Source organism: Prochlorococcus sp. MIT2309, assembly GCF_059772305.1.
On record NZ_CM186282.1, the window covers coordinates 991664 to 1015296 of the forward strand.

Sequence of the window (23633 nt, forward strand, 5' to 3'; positions counted from 1 at the left end):
ATTTTTAAAAATCTCATTTTATTTATGTCTGAAACTACAACCTCAAATATAGAAGTTACGCAACAACCTCGAGTGCTACTTGTGGATGATGAGCCTGGATTAAGAACTGCTGTCCAAACATACTTGAGTGATGAGGGCTTTGATGTAACAACTGCTATTGATGGAGAAGAAGGATGGGAAAAAGCTCAACAAATTAGTCCTGACGTAGTAATTAGTGATGTGATGATGCCCAGATGTGATGGGTATGCACTTCTAAAACGACTCAGAGAAGACGAAAGGTTAGGTGGAACTCCTGTGATCTTTTTGACTGCTAAGGGGATGACCATAGATAGAACGCAGGGATATCAAGCAGGGGTCGATGATTATATTCCTAAGCCTTTTGACCCTGATGAACTCGTTGCACGAGTGAGAAATGTAGTCAAAAGACAAGATCGTTTACTGACTGAAGCAGCAAGATTCGCAGACATCGATGTAAGCCAAATGGCACGACAGATTACTGAAATCAGATCAATGCTTACCCAGGGAGAAGCAGCGCCTTCTAAAAAAAATGCATCTTTACCGAATTTCACGCCACGCGAGGCAAGTGTTCTCCAGTTAGTTGCTGAGGGCTTGATGAACAAAGAAATAGCTAGGCAACTTGAAACCTCAATCCGAAATGTTGAGAAATATGTTAGCCGTTTATTTATTAAAACCGGTACGTCTAGTAGAACAGAATTAGTCAGATATGCATTAGAGAATCATTTAGTGACTTAATATTTATACTTTCCTAAACTCAATTAACTTAGAAAAATAAAAAGGTGCTTGATTGAAATTATCTCTAATCATTTCGAACCCGCATTCTTTTGCTGCTTGTATGATTCCTTTTTCTTTAAGTGTATAAGCTCTAGTTGTCTTGCTAGGGCCTGGAAATAACTGACCTATTTTTTTTAATAAGGCCAAGAAAGGAGTATATGGTGCAAAACTTACAATCAATCTTTCTTGACTTAACGAGCAGAGATGTTTGACCATTTCTTCTGCTGCTTCTTGTGGATAATGTATAAAAACATCAAGGCAGATCACTGTATGAAAAGATCCACCCAAACTTTCCAAATCTGAAACTACAAATTTGATATTTTCATTGATTATGCCCTCTGATAAAGCTCGTTTTTTAGTCTCCTCTATCATTGATTTAGAAATATCGCTTGCCAATAGAGATTTAATCCCTTGCTGAGCTAACGGCAGAGATAAGCTTCCTACACCGCATCCCGCATCACAAAAACTAATATTTTTTAAATCTTTAGTTTCATTGATCCATTTAAGAACTACATCAACGGTTTTTTGATGGCCAATTCGTATATTTTTCTGCACCTCATTCACCTCTTTACTTTGGCTATATATCCTGTTCCATCTCTCAAAACCCGTACCATTAAAATATTTCTCAACTTCTGCTTTTTCGACCTTTTTTTGCTCGTTTAGATCATTTTCAGGCATTGGGGTTATTCTTGATGTTATTTGATATTAAACAGACCTCTATCAAATAAGAAAATTCAGTTACCTATGCAGACACAAAATAAATGGTCATTATTGGTAAAGCATTTAATAAATCAAAGTGTACCCAACTGCAAATGGTAAAGACTTGGCGGTAGCAGTTGTCATGGGAAGTGATTCAGATTTGCCAACTATGAACGATGCCATTGAAATCTTAAAGAGTTTTGATATTGAAACTGAAGTTCAGATACTTTCAGCTCACCGTACTCCTCTTGAAATGATTGATTTTGCAAAAAATGCTCACTTAAAAGGAATCAAAACAATTATTGCAGGAGCTGGCGGCGCAGCACATTTACCAGGGATGATCGCATCTCTTACTCCTTTACCTGTGATTGGAGTGCCAATTTTTAGTAAGTCACTCCTGGGAATTGACTCGGCTCTATCGATTCTCCAAATGCCAGGAGGTGTTCCAGTGGCAACAGTTGCAATTGGTGGAGGATTAAACGCGGGGCTTCTATCTGCAGAAATAATTGGTTTATGTGACCAAACGATACAAAAAAAAGTCCAAAAATATAAAAGTGATTTACATAAAAAAATTCTGGATAAAAATCATTCTCTTAAGGAGATTGGGAGTAAAAATTATCTTAAAAAAATGCAATCCAAAAAGTCCAATTAAATTTTTAAATATTTAATATCCCAAATTTCTCCAGGCTTTGAATCACTTTGGATACACAATCCTCAAGATTTTCTTTTCCTGTATCAATATTAATTTCAGGAGACTCAGGTTCCTCATATGGACTTGAAATCCCAGTAAAGTGATCAATTTTTCCAGCTCTTGCTTTTGCATAAAGACCTTTAGTATCTCTCTCCTCGCATATTTGTAAATCAGCAGAACAAAAGACTTCCACAAAATCGCCTTTATCAACCATTTCCCTTGCTTTTAGACGATCTTTTTTAAAAGGTGACACAAATGCTGTCAAAACAATAATACCTGCATCCACGAAAAGCTTGGACACCTCGCCAATACGCCTAATGTTTTCTTCTCTATCAATATCTGTGAATCCCAAATCCTTGCAAAGTCCATGACGAATATTGTCGCCGTCAAGTACGTATGTTGAGAAACCTGATTCAAATAATGATGAATTCACTGCATTGGCGAGAGTGCTTTTACCTGATCCGGATAAGCCCGTAAACCATAAAACTGCGCTTTTATGGCCCCTACTTTTTGATCGAACAGCTCGATCAACTGAAGCTTCATGCCAAACAATATTCTTGTTAGCGGAGGTATCTCCCTCTGCGAGAGGATTACTCATACTGATAGTTTTGCTCAAGACTCTTAAAGAATACTCAAGCAATGAGTCAAAAAGCTTTGGATCTAAAGAAAGGAATTGATCTCCAAAAAAGCCATGACTTTGTTAATTTGATCACCCTGTAGATAAATCTTTTTGTTCTTAAATGACCCTCCAGTACCGCAATGGGTTTTTAGACGCTTTAGCAGTTTTTTTTGACCTTCTTGATTTATCTGTAAACCGCTAATAACTGTGAGTATTTTTCCACCGCGTGGGGCTTTTGTTTTAATTACTGAAATATTTTCCAAAGAGGTTATATCCTGACTCAAATGATCAAGAGACTTATCCTTTGTTAAGGGATCATGAAATTCCTGCCAACTTCCTTTTGACATAGCTCTTTTACTTAAGCTAAGAGATATCAATGCTTATTTTAGGTGACTAGCACTTCACACTCCAAAGAAAGCACAAACAATTTGTCGGTAAATTCTCGCCCGTCTCAATCAGGTCGTTTTGGCAAGTACGGAGGTCAATATGTTCCCGAAACACTTATGCCAGCTCTTGCTGAACTAGAAAATGCCGCCAGTGAAGCGTGGAATGATAAAGCATTCATATCGGAATTAAACAACCTTTTGAAAACTTATGTTGGAAGATCAACCCCTCTCTATGAAGCCAAAAGGCTTACTGAACATTATCAACGTAGTGATGGAGGTCCAAGAATTTGGCTGAAGAGAGAGGATCTAAATCACACAGGTGCTCATAAAATTAACAACGCCCTAGGTCAAGCACTCTTGGCTATAAGAATGGGAAAAAATAGAATCATTGCAGAGACTGGTGCTGGCCAACATGGAGTTGCAACAGCAACAGTTTGTGCTCGCTTTGGCTTGCAATGTGTAATTTATATGGGGAAAGAAGACATGAAAAGACAATCTCTTAACGTGTTCCGAATGAAACTTTTAGGGGCAGAGGTGAGATCGGTTGAAACGGGAACAGCAACTCTTAAAGATGCCACAAGTGAAGCAATTAGAGATTGGGTGACTAATGTGGAGTCAACTCACTACATTCTTGGGTCGGTTGCAGGTCCTCATCCCTACCCAAAATTAGTTAGAGATTTTCATGCCGTTATTGGACTGGAAACTAAAGAACAATCACAAAAAGCCTTTGGCAGGTCCCCTGATATTTTGCTCGCATGCGTTGGAGGAGGATCTAATGCGATGGGACTTTTTCATCCTTTTGTAGAAGATATCTCTGTACGAATGATTGGAGTAGAAGCTGCTGGTGATGGAGTTGAAACTGATAAACATGCAGCAACAATTACAGAAGGTCGAATTGGGGTTTTACACGGAGCAATGAGTTTACTCCTACAAAATAAAGATGGACAAGTCAAAGAAGCACACTCTATTAGTGCAGGATTGGATTACCCAGGAGTTGGCCCAGAGCATAGTTACTTAAAAGAAATTGGGCGGGCTGAATATGTAGCGGTGACAGACAATGAAGCTTTAAAAGCTCTTCAATTAGTTAGTGAACTTGAGGGGATTATTCCTGCATTAGAAACAGCCCATGCATTTGCTTGGCTTGATAAGCTTTGTCCAACGCTCAAATCAAACATCGAGATTGTTATAAATTGCTCTGGCCGTGGAGACAAAGACGTGAATACAGTTGCTGAAAAATTAGGTTCAAACTGCTAAAAAAAGGAATCAATACCTTGTGATCGAGGGATCAACGTTCAGGCTCCATGAGTCAATACCTCCAACAAGATTCCAAACTTCTAAATTTTCTCTCTGCCCAAGAAGCCAAATACCAAAATTCTCACTTCTAATTCCCGAGTGGCAAATCACCACTATTGGTCTTTCAGTTGGAAGGTGAGTAAATAATTTTTCCTCCCATTCCTGCATCTTGCTCAAAGGTAGATGTAGATACTGGAAAGGAAATTTAGCAATTGCTAATTCTTGTTCTTCACGCACATCGATAAAAAATGGATTATTGGTATTAGTTTTAATCCAAGAATCCAGCTGTGAAGCCGAAATTTCCCTTGGTCGCAACAAACTCATCAAAAAAAAAATGAATGGATAACTAAGTTAGAACAAGTTGTTATCTATTCAAAAACTTTGTATTACTGATTAAGAAGTCTTAAATGACTATTGTTAGTTAAAAGTTTTTTGAAGATCATTAGCCACATTGATTTAAGTGGGAATTCTTCAACTTCAATCACATCAAAAAAATCAAAGTGAAAAATACAGAGAGACAAGAAAATAATACGATTCCTTTAAAACCAGGACTTGAGGGGGTCCCTGTCACTCAATCATCAATTTGTGATATTGATGGAGAGAAAGGCATTCTTAAATATCGGGGCTACCCAATATCTCAGCTAGCCACTCAGAGCAGTTTCCTTGAAACAACCTTTCTCTTAATTTGGGGCGAATTACCCAATAAGAGAGAGTTAGATGATTTTGAAAAAGAAGTCCAAATGCACCGAAGATTGAGTTTCAGAGTCAGAGACATGCTGAAGTGCTTCCCAGAATCTGGTCATCCAATGGATGCACTCCAATCAAGTGCTGCTGCTTTGGGACTTTTTTATTCAAGAAGAGCGATTGATGATCCCCAATACGTTTATGACGCAGTTGTCAGATTAATAGCAAAAATCCCTTCAATGGTTGCTGCTTTTCAGCTAATTCGTAAGGGTCATGATCCCATACAACCTAGAGATGACCTTCAATACTCATCAAATTTCCTCTACATGCTTACTGAAAGAGAGCCTGACCCTCTTGCAGCAAAGGTATTTGATCGGTGCTTGACCCTGCATGCAGAGCATAGCTTGAATGCAAGCACCTTCAGTGCAAGAGTTACTGCAAGCACTTTGACAGATCCTTATGCCGTAGTTGCATCCGCTGTAGGGACTTTGGCTGGGCCTTTACACGGAGGAGCGAATGAAGATGTTATTGCAATGCTTGAGGAAATCGGGACACCTGACAAAGCGGGAAAGTATTTGGAAAAAGCCATAAAAAATAAACAAAAAATAATGGGTTTTGGTCATCGTGAATACCGAGTAAAAGATCCTCGAGCATCCATTTTGCAAGAATTTGGAGAAGAACTCTTTGCCAGGTTTGGCAAAGATGAAATGTATGAGGTAGCAAAAGCCCTAGAACATGAAGCCATAAGCCGCCTTGGCCCTAAGGGTATTTTTCCTAATGTAGATTTTTACTCTGGGCTGATCTATAGGAAACTTGGAATACCGCGTGATTTGTTTACCCCCATTTTTGCAATTTCAAGAGTTTCAGGATGGCTTGCTCATTGGAGAGAGCAGCTTGGGGCAAATAGAATTTTTCGCCCTTCACAGATCTATACAGGAGCAAAAAATAGAAATTGGATTCCTTTAGAGGAAAGATAAATCAACGATCTCCTCTGACAGAAAAATATTCTCACTAGAATTGAACTAAATTAGAAAAAATCATCCTTCAAAAGTGAGTACAGGCATTGATATCGAACTTAGCTTCAATGAAGCCCTCAAAGGATTAGGGATTTCTCCTGAAATAGCACATATTTTATGGATACCTTTTCCCATGGGCCTTGTTCTTATTGGGGCAATTGTGGGTGTATTGGTAACTGTTTGGCTGGAAAGAAAAATTTCTGCTGCTGCTCAACAAAGAATTGGCCCGGAATATGCTGGTGCGCTTGGAATTCTTCAACCAATGGCGGACGGATTGAAGTTATTAGTAAAAGAAGACATCATTCCAGCAAGAGCTGACAGCATCTTATTCACACTTGGTCCAATACTAGTTTTAGTTCCAGTAATTCTATCTTGGTTAATAGTTCCCTTTGGTCAAAATTTACTTGTAAGTAATGTTGGTATTGGCATTTTTCTCTGGATTGCATTAAGCAGTATCCAGCCCATAGGACTCCTGATGAGCGGGTATGCATCAAATAATAAATATTCTCTTTTAGGAGGATTAAGAGCTGCTGCTCAATCAATAAGTTATGAAATTCCTCTTGCTTTGGCAGTCTTGGCTGTTGTCATGATGAGCAACTCACTTAGCACAGTTGATATTGTTGAGCAGCAAAATAATTTAGGTGTTCTTAGTTGGAATGTATGGAGACAGCCTGTGGGTTTCGTGATTTTTTGGATTTGTGCATTAGCTGAGTGCGAGAGGCTCCCTTTTGACCTCCCAGAAGCAGAAGAAGAATTAGTTGCGGGATATCAGACTGAGTATGCAGGAATGAAATTTGCTCTCTTTTACCTGGGAAGTTACATCAATCTTGTTCTATCAGCTCTTCTGGTATCAGTACTTTATCTGGGGGGATGGGGTTTTCCTATTCCTGTTGAATGGTTGGCTGGTTTTCTCAATCAACCAATAGACGCTCCCTTAATTCAGATCTTTACAGGTTCTTTAGGAATAATAATGACTGTTTTAAAGGCATATTTACTTGTATTCTTGGCAATATTGTTAAGATGGACCACTCCTCGTGTTCGAATAGACCAACTACTTGATCTTGGTTGGAAATTCTTATTACCAATATCATTGGTTAATCTTTTATTTACAGCATCATTAAAACTGGCATTTCCAGTAGCTTTTGGTGGCTAAAAAACCCCAAATAGCCAAAATCAATGAGTAGTTTTACCCACACTCACTTGAAAAAAGCATTAGCTTGATTAAGCTACTTATGGCTATGCGGCAATTGCAATTGATCGTATGCTTGGTTTTTTCAAAAAAGTTTCCGAATATGCAAAGGACGCAGTTGACGCTGCGAGCTACCTAACTCAAGGGTTAGCAGTCACCTTTGATCATATGAAAAGGCGGCCAGTTACCGTCCAGTATCCCTATGAGAAATTAATACCATCTGAAAGATATCGCGGAAGAATTCATTATGAATTCGATAAATGTATTGCCTGCGAAGTTTGCGTAAGAGTATGCCCTATCAATCTTCCAGTAGTTGACTGGGTAATGAATAAAGAAACTAAAAAGAAAGAACTTCGTAATTACTCAATTGATTTTGGTGCATGTATTTTTTGCGGTAACTGTGTCGAATATTGCCCAACAAATTGTTTGTCAATGACCGAAGAATATGAATTAGCTGCATTTGACAGGCATAGTCTAAATTTTGACAATGTTGCATTAGGAAGACTTCCTACTAGCGTTACTACCGATCCATCAGTAAAAGCTCTAAGAGAGCTGGCTTATTTACCCAAAGGAGAAATGGATCCGCACGAAGTTTCTAGGACAGATCAAAGAGTGGGAAAGCTTCCTCTAGAAGTACTTGATTGGATGAATATGGATGATTCTTTAAATCCTAAAGATGAGTCAGTTGTTTTGAAAAACAAAATTGCAAAAGAATGAATATTGCAAATTCAACTGAACTGATTTGTTTTGGAATTCTGAGCTTCATTGTAATTTCAGGTGCTCTTGGTGTTGTTTTTTTAAATAATATTGTTTACTCTGCTTTTCTTCTAGGAGGAGTATTTATGGCTGTTGCGGGTTTATATTTACTCCTCAACGCAAGTTTTGTTGCTGCTGCTCAAATCCTTGTTTATGTAGGGGCAGTAAATGTACTAATACTTTTTGCAATAATGTTGGTTAATAAAAAAGAAGATTTAAATCCTGTAGAGGGTTTAAAATTAAGAAAATTTTTATCTGCAATCGTATGTTCTGGTTTATTGGCACTTTTAATAAGAGTTGATTTAATAACTGAATGGAAATTACCAGGGCCAAAAGCTATTGGTGAGTTTTCAACTGAAAGAATAGGCGAACATTTATTTACAGATTATCTTCTACCCTTCGAGTTGGCTTCAGTACTACTCTTAATGGCTATGATTGGTGCAATAGTTTTAGCTAGAAGAGATGTACTTATTAGTGATGTAGGTACTGGTAAAAATGTAGATCAAAGCCTTATCGAAAAATCTGCAAAACCTCTATTAGTTGAGAAATCAACTCAATAAAACATGGAAACCACGACAGGACTAGTTCCACTTCAAGCTTATTTAACTCTCGCATCTATTCTTTTTTGCATTGGGGTCTGGGGGTTAATTAATAGTAGAAATGCTGTAAGAGTTTTAATGAGTATTGAGTTAATGCTTAATTCAGTCAATATAAATTTGATGGCATTTTCTTCTTACCTTGATGGTGATTTAATCAGAGGGCAAGTCTTTACGGTTTTTGTAATCACAGTTGCTGCTGCTGAAGCTGCCGTTGGTTTAGCTATTTTATTATCACTATATAGAAATAGAGTTACCGTTGATATGGAAAGCTTCAATCTCTTGAAATGGTAGATTCACAAAAAAATGATTTTAGATAGTGTCTGGGTTATTTATCGATCAGACAGTCAACTTGCTAAGAAAGAAGCGATAGTTTGCTCAGAAAAATTAAAAAAACTTGGTATCAATGTTTCTCTATCAATACTTGGTAAAAATATTCATTCATTAGTTGAGTTAGCTGAGAAAATAAAATATCCTGATATTGCAGTTGTGCTTGGTGGTGATGGAACTGTATTAAGAGCAGCAAGATTTTTTTCGTCAAAAAATATTCCAATACTAAATTTTAATGTAGGAGGAAATTTAGGATTTTTGACCCATGATCCTGTTATGTTAAATGATGAAAAAATATGGGAGCAAATAATAAATGACCAAATAAAATTAGAAATAAGAATGATGTTGAATGTAAAGATAAAAAATAAGTTAAAACAAATCAAATCTTTTTGGGCTTTAAATGACTTTTATTTCCGATCATATAGAGATGAGATTTCACCAACATGTATTTTAGAGCTTGAAATAAATGGTGAAAAAGTTGATGAATATAGAGGTGATGGATTAATTATTTCCACTCCAACAGGATCAACGGCCTATTCTTTAGCTACAGGAGGGCCAATAATTCATCCTGAAATAGATGCTTTTGTAGTTAGCCCTATTTGCCCAATGAGCCTATCAAGCAGGCCCATTGTCATTCCAGGTGGCTCGCAACTAACTATAAAAAGCCTTGGGGATGTAAGTAGTCGAGTCAAACTCTGGCAAGATGGAGTTAGCGGGGCGTTATTAGATTCTTCTGATAATTGCGTCATTCAAAAGGCTGACCATAAGGCTTCGATGATCATATTGAATGGCAACCCAACCTATTACAGAACCCTTTCGCAAAAATTGAACTGGGGTGGAAGCCATATCAAAACAAAAAATTCAAGAACATTAGCTAAATGAGCCTTGAAATCGAAAGACGTTTTCTAGTAAGAGAGAATGGTTGGGAAAATCACGTTAAAAAAAGCCTATCAATTCGTCAAGGTTACTTATTTTCTGAAAAAAACAAATGGACAGCAAGAGTGCGCGTAATTGGCACTGAGGAAAGCATGCTGACCTTAAAGTACCCGAAAAAAGGAATTGAAAGATATGAATACGAGTACCCCATTCCAAGAAAAGATGCTGAAGAGATCTTAAAAAAATCAATTTCAAATATTTCAAAAATTCGTCATGAGATTATTTTCAGGAATCAATTATGGATCGTGGATTGCTTCTCAGAAAAAAACTTTCCATTGGTGATTGCTGAAATTGAGCTGTCATCAATAAATCAGGAGATTTTTATTCCAAGTTGGTGTGGCGAAGAAATTTCCAATAATCCTGAATTCAGCAACGCCTCCTTATCAAAAAAACCTTTATCTTCTTGGGAGCTAGCAAAAAGGCACTCAATCCTTTAGATTCTCTTTATATTCTCTAGCTCCTTCCAGGGCTGGCTAAAAGCAGTTAATCTGCGGGAGAATTAAGCTTGTACGGCTTATACGATACAGACGGGATTCTAAGGTTTCTCTGCGCAGACAGAGAGGCTTGCGTCGCATATGCAGAGCTGTTTGAATTGGAGTCAGTTGAATATTCTCTCCTAACACTATCTGACCCAACTCAAATTAAGCCAAATAGAAAGAGAACAAAAAATCATCCTAAAGTTGCTCCGAGGGCGAATCAGGCAATGAGCAACAATTAAATCCATCACGACATATCTTGCCATGGTCCATAGCCCAATTAAGAAGGGCTACTCTGTTTTTAGATCCGGTTTTTGTAAACATGTTGCTGACATGATTATCAACAGTCCTTTTACTGATTGTGAGTTTTTCCGCAATCTCCTGATTTGTCAATCCATCTGCGACAAGCTCAATGATCTCCATCTCTCTAGCGGAGAGGCCCATGTGAGCTGGATTGGAGATTTCTCCTGTGAACAAAATTTCCTCCACAATCAACTCTATTGATTCATATTACGCAAACTTCAGGATTTAAACACTCAACGTAATTTTCAAATGAAACAAGAAAGATGAAATCTTTACTACAAAAAAGGTTGGAATCCGGGAAAACCACTATCACAGCTGAAATAATGCCGCCAAGAGGTTCTGACACCTCTTCAGCTTTACAACGCGGAGAGAAACTTAATGACTACGTTCATGCAATAAACGTTACAGATAGCAGCAGAGCAATCATGCGTATGAGCAGTCTTGCTCTTTGCAAGTTACTAAAAGACAAAGGTATCGAACCAATTCTGCAGATGTCTTGTCGAGATAGAAATAGAATTGGTCTGCAAACAGATCTTCTTGGTGCAGACGCTCTAGGCGTAAAAAATATTCTTTGTCTTACCGGAGATCCAGTAAGAATTGGAGATCAGCCCGAGGCGAAACCTGTAAACGAATTTGACTCAATAAAACTTCTCAAACAAATTTCATTATTCAATAGTGGTGAAGACCCTGTTTCAGGAAATTTACCCGACGGACCAACTCAAATATTTGCTGGTGCGGCAGCAGATCCAAACTGCAGAGGCTTCGATAGTTTGAGAAGGAGAGTAGAGAAAAAACAAAATGCGGGGGCTAAATTTCTTCAGACTCAAATGGTAATGGATGCAGGTGTTTTAGAACGTTTTTGCAAAAAAATTGCAGACCCCCTTGGCATAAGAGTTTTGACTGGGATTTTTTTATTAAAGTCGGCAAAAAATGCAAATTTCATTAATAGAGTGGTTCCTGGAGCTGACATCCCAGCATCAATCATTGATAGATTAGATAAAGCTAATGATCCGCTTATTGAAGGTATGAAAATAGCCTCAGAGCAGGTTAAACAATTTTCGGAAATATCTCAGGGAGTTCACATTATGGCAGTAAAAGCAGAGAAATTAATTCCAGAGATTATTGAGAACGCAAATATCAATTCGTTGCACTAATTAAGTCTGTGCCCAGCAGCTCAGCCATAGCCTTTTGCTGAGGGGATGGTTCACCTAGGTCCTGCCTTCTAGCATCTGTTATTAACCAATCCAAAGCTGCCTCTTGAAGATCAAAATGATCTCCATTTTTTCCAACACAATACCTACCAAAAACCAATTTCTCTACCAGTTGAACTCCAGGGCCTATTCTTGAATAATCAAAAATAATTGAATTATCAATAGTAGCTCCCTCGCAAATACAACAACTTGGACCGATCATAGACGGACCTATTATGGTCGCTCCATCCTCAATTCTTGTCATTCCACCAACATAAACTGGCCCCTTTACATTAATCTTATCCCAATTCGCAGCAACATTTAGTCCAGTATAAACGCCTGGCATCACTTCTTTACCGGGTATATCAACTTGGCGTACTTCTCCAAGAAGAACACTTCGGATAGCCCTCCAATAATCAGGTACCTTTCCAATATCTACCCACTCAAAATCCATTGGCAATGCATAAAAAGGGGCTCCTATTTCAACCAGTTTAGGAAATAAATCAGAGCCAATATCAAACGGTTTTGATGATGGAATATGCTCAAATATTTCAGGTTCAAATAAATAAATCCCAGTATTGATCATGTCTCCTAAAGCTTCCTCAATTCTTGGTTTCTCCTGAAAAGCTTTGACCCTATCGTCATCATCAGTAACTACTACTCCATAGCTACTTACCAAATCTTTTGGAACTCTTTTGGTTATCAAACTTGCTAAAGCACCTTTCTCTTTGTGCTTTTTAACTGCCTCAGTTAAATCCAGATCAATTAATGCATCGCCACAAAGAACAACAAAAGTATCATCAAAAAATTCTTGGAAGTCTTGGATTTTTTTTAACCCTCCAGCAGAACCCAATGCATCGCCTATTAATTCTCCGTCTTCTATTCTTCCTTCAAAACTGTATGCAATTTCTACACCGAACCTTTGTCCGTCTCGAAAATAATTCTCAATTTCCTCCGCCAGATGGGATACGTTGACCATGATTTCTTTAAAATCATGTTCTTTGAGGAGCTCCAATAAAAACTCCATTACGGGCTTTTGAAGGATGGGAATCATTGGTTTTGGGATCACATGCGTGATCGGTTGAACCCGTGTTCCTTTCCCTGCCGCCAAAATCATCGCCTTCATTGGCGTTGTAGGCCTCAGCTAATTAAGCCTGACTATAATGACACCTCAACTGCCCTTAAGCTGCAGCAAGAGCATTATCTGATACTTCTAAACTATTTATTGGCAATTGAGCAACCATTCCCGGGCCTAAAATCCTCTTAAGTTGAAGTCTCGAGAATAAAGTGCCTTTTTGTTGTAATTCGACTTTGCCTTGCGAACTTAAAAAAAGCAAAGCCCAAAACACTCCTACCCGATCAGTGTCTAGACCCTCACTAGCTTTATTACCCCAGTGATTTACCAAAAGATCAAAATCTATCCAATGTAAAGCGTCTTCCCATTCGCTTAAATATGTTCCAAGAGCCGCGGTTGTCTCTGGTAAGTTTTCCTTATGAGCAAGAGAACTTATTTGATCTATTACTTGCTTATCACTGAACCGTTTATTTCGATTTTTTCGTCTATTGTTAAGTTTTTCAGACTCAATTGATTCGGCAATAGACTCCAACTGCTGTATTAATTCCCCAAGAGTTACAGGCCTTCTTAAAGGTGGAGGAGCTACAGGTCGTCTTGAAAGCAAACTTTCTGGTCTTTTAGGCATATCAAAATTTTGATCAAGCCATCCTTGCTGAGAAATATCCATAAACTCCTCTTCAGGTAATTCTTGAGGGAAAATTTCGGACTCCAAAATCTCAGCTTTCAGAGAAACCAACACAGAAGCAGCCAAAAAAGCCTCGCTACTTTCCGCAAGGTCAATTTCAAAACTGCCTCCAGTTGAACTTATTTGCTTTGCGATCTTTTTGGGAACATCAATCCTTTGACGCAATTGATCAAGGAAGCCATCAACTACTGGTATTACATCAACATCCCATGGGTCAATATCGCCTCTCTCAGCAGCATCTCTTAAAAGTCTGATGGCGAATCGTGCACCAGAGTCAATTTCAATTTTCCCCTGGAAATCAGACAAAACAATGAAGAAGCTAATAAAAACTTATCTATAAAAAAAACAAATGCCAGTAAATAGAGAATTTTATGAATTAATGAATCAATTTATTTATAAATTTGGGGCTACAAATTTATCAGTAGTAATCAATGCAGGGTGAAAAGTATTTTGAGCAATAATCTCTCTATTTTCTTTATTTTTAATCCTCTCAATTACATTCAAATCTCTACGTACTAAGCCATCTATTGAAGCGATATATGAATCAGTCATTATTCTTGGATAAAGACCAATGCCAATAATTGGTACTAACAAAGACCCAATTATGTAAATCTCCCTTGGCTCAGCATCAACTAAATTTGTATTGGTGACTAAATCTGAATTTTCTTTACCAAAGAAAATTTCTCTGAGCATGGATAACAAATAGATTGGTGTAAGAATCACACCTATTGCAGCAAAACCTGCCATCACAACCCTAAAAGGCAACGTGTAAACCTCATCTGTTACGAACCCTGCAAATACCATCAACTCAGATACGAAACCACTCATACCAGGCAAAGCAAGTGAAGCTAAAGAACAAACTGTCCAAAGAGCGAACATTATTTTCATTTTCTGGCCAACCCCACCCATTTCATTCAACTGAAGAGTTTTTGTTCTGTCATACGTAGCACCGACGAGAAAAAATAAGCTTGCTCCAATCAATCCATGACTGATCATTTGAAGCATTGCTCCGCTAGTCCCAAGAGAGCTAAAACTTCCAATTCCTATTAGAACAAAACCCATATGACTTATGGAGCTATAGGCAATTTTTCTTTTTAGATTTCTTTGAGCAAATGATGTCAAAGCTGCATATATTATGTTGACAACTCCTAAGACAATCAGGAGAGGTGCAAATTGTGCGTGAGCCTCAGGTAATAACTGAGCATTAAATCTCAAAAGGGCATATCCACCCATTTTTAGAAGAATTCCAGCGAGGAGCATATGGACAGGAGCTGTTGCCTCACCGTGTGCATCAGGCAGCCAAGTATGAAGTGGGACAACGGGGAGTTTTACTCCGAAGGCTATTAAAAGCCCCCCATAGCAAAGAAGCTGGAATCCTTTTTCATATCCTTGTTCAGCTAAATGAGTATATTCAAAGTTTGGAGTTCCACCTCCGAAGAATCCCATTGCTAGCGCAGCTAAAAGAATAAATAAAGAGCTGCCTGCCGTATAAATTATAAATTTAGTAGCTGCATATTGTCTTTTTTTCCCTCCCCAAATTGCCAGCAAAAGATAAACAGGCAACAACTCCAGTTCCCATGCCAAGAAAAAAAGAAGCATATCTTGAACAGCAAAAACCGCTATCTGGCCGCCATCCATAGCAAGGATGAGAAAGAAAAATAATTTAGGTTTAAAAGTTACGGGCCAAGCGGCCAAGACAGCTAAAGAGGTTATAAAACTGCTTAACAAGATCAGCGGCATCGACAAACCATCAGCACCTACTGCCCATGTCAATCCCAAATCAGGGAGCCAACTGACTCGTTCGGATAATTGAAGCCCTTCGAGTGAAGTGTCGTAGCCTCTTAAATAGGCGGCAACAGTTATTAGGAAGGTAGTTAGAGAGATTGCCAATGCAAACCACCTAACTTTTTTCCCATCTCCATCATCAGGGAAAAAGGGAACTATGAAAGCACCAACAATTGGAAAGAGTATTGAGAGGCTCAACCAAGGGAAATGGTTGTCAAAATTACCAAATTCCAAGAATGAGGAAGTTAGAAAAATCTTATCGAGAACCAACTTGAACAATTAAAAACCAGTCTCGCTTGTTGGAGTGTAGAAATCCCTAGAGATATGACATCATTTTGATAGTGGATGACACACACAATTGTTAGATATCAAATAGGAGAGGGACCTAAAACCCCAAAAAGAGCTACCAGAGCAATAACACCCCCAAATACAATCAAAGCATAAAATTGTGCTCTTCCAGTCTCAAAATATTTCAAACCCTCCCCGCTCCCTAAAGTCAGTAGGCCAGTAAGGTTGACAACTCCATCAACAACTTTTGCATCTACCTCAAGCACTTCCCTGGCAAGTTTTCTGCTCCCTTTTACAAATACCTTTTCATTAAATTGATCCAAGTACCATTTATTTGCTAGGAAATCATTGATTAAGGGAAATCTAGCTGCTATGAGTTTTTCTAAGCTAATTTTTCGCAAATAATAGGCGAGAACTGCTAGCGAAATTCCTGCAGAGGATATAGCGACCGAGGCAATTGCTAAAGGTAAAAATTCGCCCCATGAAAAATTTTTTGCCATCTCAATTGCTTCTTCATGATCGAGTAAATTCGCAAAAAGACTTTTCCAAGGGGTGCCAAGAAATCCAATCAAAATTGAGGGTACAGCTAAAACTATCAGCGGATAACTCATAGGCCATGGCGATTCGTGAAGGGCTCCTTTTTCATGATGTTCCAACTCATCCTCTAACTCCCTTCCTGCATTAACTAAAAGCTGTTTTTGAAGAACCTCATCATCCCCTCTAAAATCGCCTTCAAAAGTTAAAAAATACAGCCGAAACATGTAAAAAGCTGTCATGCCTGCTGTCAAAAATCCAACCATCCAAAGTAATGGATAAGTGTTAAATGCTTGTCCCAAAATCTCATCTTTGCTCCAAAATCCTGCCAAAGGAGGAATTCCACTTATGGCAATACAACCAATAAAAAATGTCGCTGATGTTATTGGCATTTTCTTTCTTAATCCACCCATCAATCTCATATCTTGAGCAAGGATTGGCTCATGACCAACCACCTCTTCCATTGCATGAATAACTGAACCGGATCCCAGAAAAAGCATCGCCTTGAAAAAAGCATGAGTAACTAAATGAAACATCCCGGCGATTGGGGCTCCACAACCCATTGCAAGCATCATGTATCCAAGTTGAGAAACTGTGCTGTAAGCAAGGCCCTTTTTCAAATCCATTTGTGTCAGGGCAATTGAAGCGCCCAAAAAACAAGTAATTGATCCAATAATTGCAATAAAAAGACCAATGAAAGGAAATTGACTGAAGAGTGGATCTAACCTCGCAACCAAAAAAACTCCAGCCGCAACCATAGTCGCCGCATGAATGAGTGCGGAGATAGGAGTCGGTCCCTCCATCGCATCAGGCAACCAAACATGAAGAGGGAACTGAGCGGACTTTGCCATAGGGCCCATAAAAACCAGGAGACAAATTGTTAGAGCAGCCCAAACAGGAACTGCGCCAGTTTCTACCGATTGAGCTATCCCTGTGGCAATATCTTGGAAATCAAAACTTCCAGTAGCCCAAAACAGACCCAATATTCCAAGCAAAAGGCCAAAATCACCAACCCTATTTACAACAAATGCTTTTTGTGCAGCATGTGCTGCACCCTCTCTTTCGTACCAAAAACCAACCAGAAGATATGAGCACATACCAACTAATTCCCAAAAAACATAGATTTCAAGAAGATTTGGACTAACTATTAAGCCCAACATTGAGCTACTAAAAAGAGCTAGGTAAGTAAAAAATCTCACATAACCTTTGTCATGAGCCATGTAGCCATGTGAATAAACCATTACAAGCAGAGCAATGGTGGTAACTAAAGCAAGCATGATTGATGCAAGTGGGTCAATGACATATCCCATAGGCAATGAGAAACTTCCAGCACTAGCCCATATGAAAAGGTGCTCCACAGTTGGGGATCCTCTTAGTTGCTCAATCAATACTGCATAAGAGAGAACTGCTGAAGCGCCAACAAATGAAATTAAAAAAACAGCAGTATTTTCTCTTAGTTGATTTATCCGTTTATTGAAACTGATTAATCCAAGTCCAGTAATTACTCCACCAATTAAAGGAAGCACAGGAATAAGCCAAGCCAATTCTGCAGCAGAGGGCATTTTTTGTTTTTCTTTTTTTAATTTTAGACAAATGTATCAATACTTCAGAGAAAGAAAATTTAAAAACGCTTCACTACCGGATGAAATAAAACGATGTGACCACCATAAGAAGCCAATGGCAATGCAAATTCCTAGTTGTGAAGGTCGCAAAAATTCTTTTATGTCTAATTTTTGACGCCCATCTAAAACAGCAATAAAAGGAATTACTGATGTATTTTTTCTCAATTCCTCAAATTGAGGACCAAATTTTGCTCTCAATCTCCGATCTCCATGCCAAATAGCAAACAAATGATGGCCAATTAGTCCCAAACATGTCACCAAAGTGAAGCTTGTACCTATCCACAAACCATGAGCAAAGCACCAGATAATTTGACCAACAGCTTGTGGATGTCTACTTATTCTTATAATTCCATCTCCATAAATTCGGACTTGAGGCTTCACAACAGCAGGAATCTCTAACAGGTTGTAAGTAGCTGGATACAAAAAAACAAAGCTGATTGCAGTCAATATCCATACCAACGGGATTACTCCAGGCATACCTTGCACATTCCATAACCTAATTCCGTCATATCGGTGCGCCAGAAAGTAACCAACCAAAACAACTGCGGAAGGAATGCTTGCCATGGCAAAAATAACTCTCCAAGCTCTGGGGCCAATGATTTGCTCAGCTTTAGATCTAATAGCAGCTCCCCCGCTGTGAATAACTGCGAAACAAATAGTCAAACCGAACATTATAAAACTCGTGTGATGAATATCACTTGGATTCATATTTAAAAGATCTCCTCTACAAGTCTAAAAATTCTGATCTTTGAGCTACGACAGCGTAAAGTTTTAAATCTAATTACTGGCTGCGTGGCTGCAAATATGGCCGAATTGCCCTTCACATTAGATCAACTTAGGATTCTTAAAGCAATTGTTGCCGAAGGAAGCTTCAAAAAAGCAGCCGATAGTCTCTATGTCACACAGCCAGCTGTTAGCCTTCAGATTCAGAATTTAGAGAAACAACTAGAAATAACAATTTTTGATAGGGGGGGCAGAAAAGCTCAATTAACAGAGGCAGGAAAATTATTGATAAATTATTGCGAACGTATTTTGAATCAATGCCAAGAGGCATGTAAGGCAATTGAGGATTTAAATAATCTGCAAGGAGGATCACTCATAGTGGGTGCAAGTCAAACAACGGGAACATACTTAATGCCAAGAATGATTGGCTTGTTTAGGCAAAAATATCCCCTAGTTGCAGTTCAGCTTCAAATCCACAGCACTAGAAGAACAGGATGGAGTGTTGCCAATGGAGAAATTGACTTAGCAATTATCGGTGGTCAGCTGCCAACAGATCTTAATGAAACACTTGATGTAATTCCATATGCCAATGATGAAGTAGCCCTGGTACTTCCTATTGATCATCAGTTAGCCAAAAAAGAGGAATTATCTAAAGAGGATCTCTATAAAATTTCCTTCGTAACACTTGATTCACAGTCCACAACCCGCAAAGTTGTTGATCAACTACTAGCCAGTTCTGGACTTGACGTAACAAGGCTTAGGATTGAAATGGAGCTCAATTCGCTTGAAGCCATAAAGAATGCAGTCCAGTCAGGTCTAGGTGCAGCATTTCTTCCTGTGGTTTCAATTGAGAGAGAACTGCTTGCAGGTACTATCCACAAGCAAACCGTTGTTGGACTTGAGGTGAAAAGAGAGCTTAAATTGATAACTAACCCAGGCAGATATAGCTCAAGAGCTGCTGATGCATTTATTGAGAATGTACTTCCTGATTTTGCAAGCAAGGATTCCCCGATAAAAAAATCATCCTAGAATTGAATTGCTTCTTGGTTGATTCCTATTGCATCTTCAGAGGCACCTTTGATTATAAATTTATTCTCATTAACATCTGCCTGATAGACGCATCGAACTATTGGATTGTCACGTATCGATCCAATGTAAGCAAAAGTATTCATCCTCTGCTTGCATTCTCTTACATCCTCATTTGTAATTGCTCCTTGCTTCTGAAGCACAGTCCAATTCTCTCTTCTAATAACACATCCAGGTTGTAATGCTGGTTGCGTAACAAAACTGGTTGATGGGTTAAGGGTGGTATACATCTCAACATCAATTACAAAAGCGCTTGCTCCCCACTGCCTGCAAAATTCGGGATCAGGCACAGCCATATCTAGCTGTTGCTGACTTGCAATATTTCCTTGACCACCTTGTGTCGTGCTTGTCACGGCACTTCCTATTCCAACACCCAAAATCAAAACCCCAGCAAGAACTGCAATGGTTCCAGTATTTAGCTTTATTTCTGGCCCACCACTAGTTGATCCACTTGATGAAGGATTTAATCTTCGATTTCTCGACTCAAATGATGGATCTTCATAGGGATCCCTACCGCGATATCCACCAGAGGATGGATAACGTTTATCAACACCTCCTCTTCCTCCAGTAGCTCGTCTGCCATAGTTGCCGGCATTAGGGGGACGTCTCATAGCAAATCAGGGGTTCTTGGAAGCCCCATTGAATAATTCATTACTCTGGATTCTGGGTTGTAACTTAATTCTCCTTTCTGAAGAAGTGAACGAATGATTCCTTCTAATTCTGAACCAATTCTCCTAAGGGTGTAATCGCTCAATTCTTTTCCCGCATTACTCTCAACAATTTCTTGAAATTTATTTTGGACTTTTTCAATTGTGCTATCCGTCCATACAAACTCGTTATCAGGATCAAGATCCATTGTCAAATGATTCGAATCGAACACAAGATCTTTGTCAACTACTTTCGCCGTAAACAATCTCACGTGTCTGGTTGTGCTTTTCAGAAGGGTATCGGACATACGTTTTTTCCACGAGAGGCAGTGGTCAAATAAAAGATCTTTATAAGCAACTCGATTTTAATCCAAACAACTTATTAAAGTTGGAAATAGATAAAAAAAAAGTATGAGAATTGCTATCGCTGGAGCTGGGCTTGCTGGATTGTCATGTGCAAAATACCTTTCTGATGCTGGGCACACTCCCATCATCTACGAGGCCAGGAATGTACTGGGTGGAAAAGTTGCTGCTTGGCAAGATGAAGACGGAGATTGGTATGAAACGGGTCTTCACATTTTTTTTGGGGCTTATCCAAACATGCTGCAGCTTTTCAAAGAATTAAAAATTGAAGACAGACTTCAATGGAAAAGCCACTCAATGATTTTTAATCAGCCTGATGAACCAGGCACTTACAGTAGGTTTGACTTCCCAGATTTACCAGCACCAGTTAATGGAGTAGCAGCAATTCTAGGAAACAACGACATGCTCACATGGCCAGAAAAGATTTCGTTTGGATTGGGTTTAATCCCAGCAATGCTTCGCGGCCAGGATTATGTAGAGGAATGTGATGAATACTCCTGGTCTGATTGGTTGAAAAAACAAAATATTCCAGAAAGAGTCAATAAAGAGGTGTTTATTGCGATGAGCAAGGCATTGAATTTTATAGATCCTGATGAGATTTCATCTACGGTAATATTGACTGCTCTGAATAGATTTCTTCAAGAAAAAAATGGATCCAAAATGGCTTTTCTAGATGGCGCACCGCCAGAAAGACTTTGCCAACCCATTGTCGACTATGTAAAAAGTCTCGGTGGAGACGTTATTTTAAACAGTCCCTTAAAAAAAATAAATCTTGATGCAGATGGACAGATATCGAATTTTGAAATTGATGGTTCTCAAAGTTTACAAGAAATTAAAGCCGATGCATATGTAAGTGCAATGCCCGTAGATGTATTCAAATTGTTGATACCTGGAGAATGGAAATCAATGGATATTTTTAAAAAACTTGAGGGGCTCAAGGGAGTCCCTGTAATCAATATTCACTTATGGTTTGATCGAAAACTAACAGATATTGATCATTTGCTTTTCAGTAGATCTCCTTTACTTAGCGTGTATGCCGATATGAGCATTACATGCAAAGAATACGAAGATCCCGATAAATCAATGTTAGAGCTTGTATTTGCCCCAGCTAAAGATTGGATAAAAAGAAAAGACGAAGACATAATTGAGGCAACTATGGGTGAGTTAAAAAAGCTCTTTCCTATGCATTTTGAGGGTGAAAACCCTGCTTTATTGCGTAAATATAAAGTTGTGAAAACTCCTCAATCAGTTTATAAATCTGTACCAGGTTGCCAAAAACTCAGACCGAATCAAAAAACACCCATAAACAATTTTTATCTGACAGGCGATTACACAATGCAAAAATATTTGGCATCAATGGAGGGCGCAGTTCTTAGTGGAAAGCTTTGTGCACAAACAATTATCAACGATAATAAATAGAGAAAGAGATTTTGATTTCTTGTCGTTGAAAAACCCATTTATCTTGACCCTTGGCAAAGTCTGATTTCAATCTAGAAGAGGCGTATGAGTCTTGTAGGAGAGAAACTGCCTACTGGGCGAAAACTTTCTACCTGGGGACCATGCTGCTCCCTCTCAGGAAAAGAAAAGCAATATGGGCTATTTATGTTTGGTGTCGGAGAACTGATGAACTGATGGATAGTGAGGAAGCTCAAAATCTCTCAACTGGTGAATTATCTGAAAGACTTGATAGATGGGAAAAGAAAACAAAAGCTCTTTTTGAAGGCAATGTCAATGATGAACTAGACGCTGTAATGGTAAATAGTCTTGAATTTTTTCCGCAGTCAATTCAGCCGTATTTGGACATGATCGAGGGACAGAGAATGGATTTGAAGTTTACTAGGTATAAAACTTTTGAAGACTTAAAACTTTATTGCTACCGAGTTGCTGGAACTGTTGGGTTAATGACACAGGGGGTAATTGGTGTAGATCCAGTTTACAGATCCAAAAAATCCGCGACTCCCCCAGACACCTCAGAGGCTGCAATCGCACTGGGGATAGCAAATCAACTTACTAACATACTCAGAGATGTTGGTGAAGATAGAGGAAGGGGAAGGATATATCTCCCACAAGAAGACTTGAATAATTTTGGATACTCAGAAGAGGATTTGATGGCAGGAGTTATCAATCAAGCTTGGAGAGAACTTATGGCCTTTCAATTAAAAAGAGCAAGAGAATGGTTTGCAAAATCTGAAGAAGGCATCAAATGGCTTTCAATAGACTCAAGATGGCCCATTTGGACATCTTTAAGGCTTTACAGAGGCATTCTAGACGTCATTGAGGAGCTCGATTATGACGTTTTCAATAAAAGAGCTTTTGTAAATAAATTTACAAAAGCTCTGGATCTCCCAGTTTCATTTTTGAATTCCGTAGGCGACGAAAGATTCAAAATTGAATATCTACTAAAAAAATAATTTTAAACGGGTGTTTTTTGATTCGCCAAAAGTTCTTTAAGTTGAGCCAATTCACCAGCCCATCTTGGGTCTGGGGCTTCAGTGTTTGGTGCATCACTGTGCACAACTTTCTTCACTTCCTTTCTGTTGCCTTGGGGTGATCCATGAGAAGAGTGATTATTTCTTCTCCCACTATTGTTTGATTCTTTCCTTTCGGAGCGCTCAACTCGCAGATTACTGCCATTGAAGTCAAAACCGTTAAATTTTTCAATTACTTCGTTGGCAACTTTTACATCGTTGACACTCGCAAAACCAAATCCTCTGCAAGCTTTTGTTTCGCGATCAAAGACTGCTTTGAAACGAATCCCCTCTCCAACTGATGAAAGAAGTTCTTCAAGTTCTTTGACTTTGAAATTTTGCGGCAAATTACCGATGTAAAGGCGAACGCTCATGGAAAAGAGGGAATCAATGGATAAAAA

General features: G+C 38.7%; 27 protein-coding genes. 14 read left to right on the top strand and 13 right to left on the bottom strand.

The window, feature by feature from the left end:
• The first annotated feature begins 24 nt into the window (after positions 1-24).
• On the top strand, positions 25-753 hold the full coding sequence (locus AC6EJA_RS05500; protein WP_498501662.1) for a response regulator: 729 nt from the start codon (positions 25-27) through the stop codon (positions 751-753).
• A gap of 3 nt (positions 754-756) precedes the next feature.
• Here AC6EJA_RS05500 and bchM read toward each other — a convergent pair whose 3' ends face one another.
• Entirely contained in the window at positions 757-1470 is a 714-nt protein-coding gene (gene bchM, locus AC6EJA_RS05505; RefSeq protein WP_498501663.1) for a magnesium protoporphyrin IX methyltransferase, read from the bottom strand.
• Positions 1471-1633: 163 nt separating this feature from the next.
• On the opposite strand from bchM, the gene purE reads away from it, so the two are divergent.
• Entirely contained in the window at positions 1634-2143 is a 510-nt protein-coding gene (gene purE, locus AC6EJA_RS05510) for a 5-(carboxyamino)imidazole ribonucleotide mutase (protein WP_498503555.1), read from the top strand.
• 4 nt (positions 2144-2147) lie between these two features.
• Here purE and cysC read toward each other — a convergent pair whose 3' ends face one another.
• On the bottom strand, positions 2148-2780 hold the full coding sequence (cysC, locus tag AC6EJA_RS05515) for an adenylyl-sulfate kinase (protein WP_498501664.1): 633 nt from the start codon (positions 2778-2780) through the stop codon (positions 2148-2150).
• A gap of 62 nt (positions 2781-2842) precedes the next feature.
• On the bottom strand, positions 2843-3148 hold the full coding sequence (locus AC6EJA_RS05520; RefSeq protein ID WP_498501665.1) for a translation initiation factor: 306 nt from the start codon (positions 3146-3148) through the stop codon (positions 2843-2845).
• Between the two features lie 42 nt (positions 3149-3190).
• Between AC6EJA_RS05520 and trpB the strand changes: the two genes are divergently transcribed.
• A complete protein-coding gene (trpB, locus tag AC6EJA_RS05525) occupies positions 3191-4441 on the top strand; it encodes a tryptophan synthase subunit beta (protein WP_498501666.1) in 1251 nt (416 codons plus the stop codon).
• A gap of 9 nt (positions 4442-4450) precedes the next feature.
• Here the strand turns inward: trpB and AC6EJA_RS05530 are convergent, their stop codons facing one another.
• Positions 4451-4804 carry a rhodanese-like domain-containing protein gene (locus AC6EJA_RS05530; RefSeq protein ID WP_498501667.1) on the bottom strand — a complete coding sequence of 118 codons (354 nt, stop codon included), beginning with the start codon at positions 4802-4804 and terminating at the stop codon, positions 4451-4453.
• Between the two features lie 209 nt (positions 4805-5013).
• Between AC6EJA_RS05530 and AC6EJA_RS05535 the strand changes: the two genes are divergently transcribed.
• The 7 genes from AC6EJA_RS05535 to AC6EJA_RS05565 all read left to right on the top strand — a co-directional run bounded on the left by AC6EJA_RS05535 (position 5014) and on the right by AC6EJA_RS05565 (position 10424).
• Complete coding sequence (locus tag AC6EJA_RS05535) at positions 5014-6141, top strand: citrate synthase (RefSeq protein ID WP_498503556.1); 1128 nt, start codon at positions 5014-5016, stop codon at positions 6139-6141.
• Between the two features lie 73 nt (positions 6142-6214).
• A complete protein-coding gene (gene nuoH, locus AC6EJA_RS05540; RefSeq protein WP_498501668.1) occupies positions 6215-7333 on the top strand; it encodes an NADH-quinone oxidoreductase subunit NuoH in 1119 nt (372 codons plus the stop codon).
• Positions 7334-7441: 108 nt separating this feature from the next.
• Positions 7442-8086, top strand: coding sequence for an NAD(P)H-quinone oxidoreductase subunit I (gene ndhI / locus AC6EJA_RS05545; RefSeq protein WP_498501669.1), 645 nt, complete (start codon positions 7442-7444; stop codon positions 8084-8086).
• A complete protein-coding gene (locus tag AC6EJA_RS05550) occupies positions 8083-8685 on the top strand; it encodes an NADH-quinone oxidoreductase subunit J (protein WP_498501670.1) in 603 nt (200 codons plus the stop codon). The genes ndhI and AC6EJA_RS05550 overlap by 4 nt, the downstream gene beginning before the upstream one ends.
• Before the next feature lie 3 nt (positions 8686-8688).
• A complete protein-coding gene (nuoK, locus tag AC6EJA_RS05555; protein ID WP_498501671.1) occupies positions 8689-9015 on the top strand; it encodes an NADH-quinone oxidoreductase subunit NuoK in 327 nt (108 codons plus the stop codon).
• Positions 9016-9027: 12 nt separating this feature from the next.
• The gene (locus tag AC6EJA_RS05560; protein ID WP_498501672.1) at positions 9028-9933 is read left to right on the top strand and encodes an NAD(+) kinase; all 906 of its coding nucleotides are present in this window, start codon (positions 9028-9030) and stop codon (positions 9931-9933) included.
• A complete protein-coding gene (locus AC6EJA_RS05565) occupies positions 9930-10424 on the top strand; it encodes a CYTH domain-containing protein (RefSeq protein WP_498501673.1) in 495 nt (164 codons plus the stop codon). The genes AC6EJA_RS05560 and AC6EJA_RS05565 overlap by 4 nt, the downstream gene beginning before the upstream one ends.
• A 237-nt stretch (positions 10425-10661) precedes the next feature.
• Here the strand turns inward: AC6EJA_RS05565 and pedR are convergent, their stop codons facing one another.
• The gene (gene pedR / locus AC6EJA_RS05570) at positions 10662-10907 is read right to left on the bottom strand and encodes a photosynthetic electron transport-dependent transcriptional regulator PedR (protein WP_498503557.1); all 246 of its coding nucleotides are present in this window, start codon (positions 10905-10907) and stop codon (positions 10662-10664) included.
• 122 nt (positions 10908-11029) lie between these two features.
• Here pedR and AC6EJA_RS05575 point away from each other — a divergent pair, with 122 nt between their 5' ends.
• Positions 11030-11920 (top strand): methylenetetrahydrofolate reductase, encoded by an 891-nt coding sequence (locus tag AC6EJA_RS05575; protein ID WP_498501674.1) that lies wholly within the window; start codon positions 11030-11032, stop codon positions 11918-11920.
• On the opposite strand, the gene AC6EJA_RS05580 is transcribed toward AC6EJA_RS05575, so the two are convergent.
• From AC6EJA_RS05580 to AC6EJA_RS05600, 5 genes are all read right to left on the bottom strand, one after another.
• Entirely contained in the window at positions 11904-13082 is a 1179-nt protein-coding gene (locus AC6EJA_RS05580) for a sugar phosphate nucleotidyltransferase (RefSeq protein ID WP_498501675.1), read from the bottom strand. The genes AC6EJA_RS05575 and AC6EJA_RS05580 overlap by 17 nt on opposite strands.
• Positions 13083-13137: 55 nt before the next feature.
• On the bottom strand, positions 13138-14022 hold the full coding sequence (locus AC6EJA_RS05585) for a segregation/condensation protein A (protein WP_498501676.1): 885 nt from the start codon (positions 14020-14022) through the stop codon (positions 13138-13140).
• An 87-nt stretch (positions 14023-14109) separates the two neighbouring features.
• Entirely contained in the window at positions 14110-15756 is a 1647-nt protein-coding gene (locus AC6EJA_RS05590; RefSeq protein WP_498503558.1) for an NAD(P)H-quinone oxidoreductase subunit 4, read from the bottom strand.
• 113 nt (positions 15757-15869) lie between these two features.
• The gene (locus AC6EJA_RS05595) at positions 15870-17885 is read right to left on the bottom strand and encodes an NAD(P)H-quinone oxidoreductase subunit 5 (RefSeq protein ID WP_498501677.1); all 2016 of its coding nucleotides are present in this window, start codon (positions 17883-17885) and stop codon (positions 15870-15872) included.
• Between the two features lie 36 nt (positions 17886-17921).
• Entirely contained in the window at positions 17922-18653 is a 732-nt protein-coding gene (locus AC6EJA_RS05600) for an NnrU family protein (protein ID WP_498501678.1), read from the bottom strand.
• 96 nt (positions 18654-18749) lie between these two features.
• Between AC6EJA_RS05600 and AC6EJA_RS05605 the strand changes: the two genes are divergently transcribed.
• Positions 18750-19697, top strand: coding sequence for a LysR family transcriptional regulator (locus AC6EJA_RS05605; protein ID WP_498501679.1), 948 nt, complete (start codon positions 18750-18752; stop codon positions 19695-19697).
• On the opposite strand, the gene AC6EJA_RS05610 is transcribed toward AC6EJA_RS05605, so the two are convergent.
• Both AC6EJA_RS05610 and AC6EJA_RS05615 read right to left on the bottom strand, forming a co-directional pair.
• Entirely contained in the window at positions 19694-20365 is a 672-nt protein-coding gene (locus AC6EJA_RS05610; RefSeq protein ID WP_498501680.1) for a DUF3172 domain-containing protein, read from the bottom strand. The two genes, AC6EJA_RS05605 and AC6EJA_RS05610, sit on opposite strands and share 4 nt — an antisense overlap.
• Positions 20362-20709 (bottom strand): NAD(P)H-quinone oxidoreductase subunit M, encoded by a 348-nt coding sequence (locus tag AC6EJA_RS05615; RefSeq protein ID WP_498501681.1) that lies wholly within the window; start codon positions 20707-20709, stop codon positions 20362-20364. Before AC6EJA_RS05615 ends, AC6EJA_RS05610 begins: the two co-directional genes overlap by 4 nt.
• A 103-nt stretch (positions 20710-20812) precedes the next feature.
• On the opposite strand from AC6EJA_RS05615, the gene pds reads away from it, so the two are divergent.
• Together pds and AC6EJA_RS05625 are read left to right on the top strand one after the other, a co-directional pair.
• Positions 20813-22183, top strand: a complete 1371-nt coding sequence (pds, locus tag AC6EJA_RS05620) for a 15-cis-phytoene desaturase (RefSeq protein WP_498501682.1) — start codon at positions 20813-20815, stop codon at positions 22181-22183.
• Between the two features lie 50 nt (positions 22184-22233).
• Positions 22234-23175: a phytoene synthase gene (locus AC6EJA_RS05625; protein ID WP_498501683.1), complete on the top strand. Its 942-nt coding sequence runs from the start codon at positions 22234-22236 to the stop codon at positions 23173-23175.
• A gap of 2 nt (positions 23176-23177) precedes the next feature.
• On the opposite strand, the gene AC6EJA_RS05630 is transcribed toward AC6EJA_RS05625, so the two are convergent.
• Entirely contained in the window at positions 23178-23606 is a 429-nt protein-coding gene (locus tag AC6EJA_RS05630; protein WP_498501685.1) for an RNA recognition motif domain-containing protein, read from the bottom strand.
• Positions 23607-23633: the final 27 nt, after the last annotated feature.

Excerpts from the sequence above, each read along its gene's own strand:
- AC6EJA_RS05615 (WP_498501681.1), bottom strand. The coding sequence starts at position 20,709 with ATGTCCGATACCCTTCTGAAAAGCACAACCAGACACGTGAGATTGTTT.
- nuoK (WP_498501671.1), top strand. The coding sequence starts at position 8,689 with ATGGAAACCACGACAGGACTAGTTCCACTTCAAGCTTATTTAACTCTC.
- AC6EJA_RS05550 (WP_498501670.1), top strand. The coding sequence starts at position 8,083 with ATGAATATTGCAAATTCAACTGAACTGATTTGTTTTGGAATTCTGAGC.
- cysC (WP_498501664.1), bottom strand. The coding sequence starts at position 2,780 with ATGAGTAATCCTCTCGCAGAGGGAGATACCTCCGCTAACAAGAATATT.
- AC6EJA_RS05575 (WP_498501674.1), top strand. The coding sequence starts at position 11,030 with ATGAAATCTTTACTACAAAAAAGGTTGGAATCCGGGAAAACCACTATC.
- AC6EJA_RS05605 (WP_498501679.1), top strand. The coding sequence starts at position 18,750 with ATGGCCGAATTGCCCTTCACATTAGATCAACTTAGGATTCTTAAAGCA.
- AC6EJA_RS05500 (WP_498501662.1), top strand. The coding sequence starts at position 25 with ATGTCTGAAACTACAACCTCAAATATAGAAGTTACGCAACAACCTCGA.
- bchM (WP_498501663.1), bottom strand. The coding sequence starts at position 1,470 with ATGCCTGAAAATGATCTAAACGAGCAAAAAAAGGTCGAAAAAGCAGAA.
- AC6EJA_RS05530 (WP_498501667.1), bottom strand. The coding sequence starts at position 4,804 with ATGAGTTTGTTGCGACCAAGGGAAATTTCGGCTTCACAGCTGGATTCT.
- AC6EJA_RS05610 (WP_498501680.1), bottom strand. The coding sequence starts at position 20,365 with ATGAGACGTCCCCCTAATGCCGGCAACTATGGCAGACGAGCTACTGGA.
- AC6EJA_RS05600 (WP_498501678.1), bottom strand. The coding sequence starts at position 18,653 with ATGAATCCAAGTGATATTCATCACACGAGTTTTATAATGTTCGGTTTG.
- ndhI (WP_498501669.1), top strand. The coding sequence starts at position 7,442 with ATGCTTGGTTTTTTCAAAAAAGTTTCCGAATATGCAAAGGACGCAGTT.
- pedR (WP_498503557.1), bottom strand. The coding sequence starts at position 10,907 with ATGGGCCTCTCCGCTAGAGAGATGGAGATCATTGAGCTTGTCGCAGAT.
- purE (WP_498503555.1), top strand. The coding sequence starts at position 1,634 with ATGGGAAGTGATTCAGATTTGCCAACTATGAACGATGCCATTGAAATC.
- AC6EJA_RS05580 (WP_498501675.1), bottom strand. The coding sequence starts at position 13,082 with ATGAAGGCGATGATTTTGGCGGCAGGGAAAGGAACACGGGTTCAACCG.
- AC6EJA_RS05595 (WP_498501677.1), bottom strand. The coding sequence starts at position 17,885 with ATGCCCTCTGCTGCAGAATTGGCTTGGCTTATTCCTGTGCTTCCTTTA.
- AC6EJA_RS05520 (WP_498501665.1), bottom strand. The coding sequence starts at position 3,148 with ATGTCAAAAGGAAGTTGGCAGGAATTTCATGATCCCTTAACAAAGGAT.
- AC6EJA_RS05630 (WP_498501685.1), bottom strand. The coding sequence starts at position 23,606 with ATGAGCGTTCGCCTTTACATCGGTAATTTGCCGCAAAATTTCAAAGTC.
- AC6EJA_RS05560 (WP_498501672.1), top strand. The coding sequence starts at position 9,028 with ATGATTTTAGATAGTGTCTGGGTTATTTATCGATCAGACAGTCAACTT.
- AC6EJA_RS05565 (WP_498501673.1), top strand. The coding sequence starts at position 9,930 with ATGAGCCTTGAAATCGAAAGACGTTTTCTAGTAAGAGAGAATGGTTGG.
- pds (WP_498501682.1), top strand. The coding sequence starts at position 20,813 with ATGAGAATTGCTATCGCTGGAGCTGGGCTTGCTGGATTGTCATGTGCA.